This window comes from Streptomyces sp. NPDC056948 (assembly GCF_042674225.1).
Taxonomy (GTDB): domain Bacteria; phylum Actinomycetota; class Actinomycetes; order Streptomycetales; family Streptomycetaceae; genus Streptomyces; species Streptomyces purpurascens.
Genome location: NZ_JBHUQX010000831.1, coordinates 1 through 1,059, shown reverse-complemented (window position 1 = coordinate 1,059; position 1,059 = coordinate 1). Strand labels below are relative to the sequence as shown.

The window sequence follows — 1,059 nt, the reverse complement described above, 5'->3', positions numbered from 1 at the left end:
GGCGGATCCAAAGCCAAGGCCAAGAAGGAGACCCCGCCCCCGGACGTCTCCAACGCCACCCCCGAGTCCGGCCTGTCGACGGCCGCGGGGCTCAAGCCGCACCAGGCCCTGGAAACGCTCAAGAGAGTCGGCAGCGCGGTCGGCCGCTCGGTCGACAAGGAACGCACCACCCTGCGCAAGGCGCCGCCGAAGATGCAGCGACCCTCCGGCTCCCCGCGCACGGTCCCCGGCGGCCCCCGGGCGGCGGCCCCGGGCACGTACACGAACGCCAAGGTCGCCCGCACGGACGCGGCTCAGGGCAAGACGCCCGAGATCGAGGGCGAACAGAAGCCGGAAGGCGACGTCCCGGGCGCGAACGTGCCGGAGCCGAGCTGGTGGGACATCGCCGTCACCATCGGCGCCCAGCTGTTCGGCAAGCTGCTGAAGGAGATCCTCCCGCTCGACGACCTGATCGACTCCATCCTCGGGCTGCCGACCAAGGACGAGGGGCTGAAGAACGCCCGCGTGGGCGACGCCCCGAGGCTTCCGCTGGAGAACGACTCGGACCCGCAGCGCACCGACGAGCAGGGCCGGAAGCTCGACGAGCGGAAGAACGAGCTGCACCAGTCGGGACGTGACGACGCGGCCCGCCCGATGGGCGAGGACCAGATCTATCCCGACGTGCCCAAGGAGACCCTGACCGGCAAGGTGGCCGGCGGGAAGAAGACGGCGAAGGGCGGCGGCGCACGGTCGGTGTCCGGCGGCGGTGTGCCGATCGAGTCCGCCTCCGCGGTCGCCGAGCACGACCGGGGCCCGCAGATCCAGGCGGGCTTCTCCCAGGGCCGGGACAAGATGGGCCAGGAGCGCCAGTCCAAGGACAAGAAGGCGGCGGACGACCGCAAGCAGCACGACCAGGACCTCCAGAAGGAGGTCACGGCCAGCGGCAAGAAGCAGTCCGACGCCCGCGACAAGGGCCGTTCCGACATCGCCGACTCACGAGACCGGTGGCGCGGGGAGCAGGACGACAAGGTCTCGGAGATCGACGGCAAGAAGGGCAAGAAGTACGACAAGGTCCGCGAC

The 1,059-nt window shown here is 70.8% G+C and carries 1 pseudogene; it reads left to right on the top strand.

The annotated features are described in order from the left end of the window. Window positions 1–1,059 (top strand): annotated as a pseudogene (locus ACFTZL_RS45095) (hypothetical protein); the annotation flags it as partial.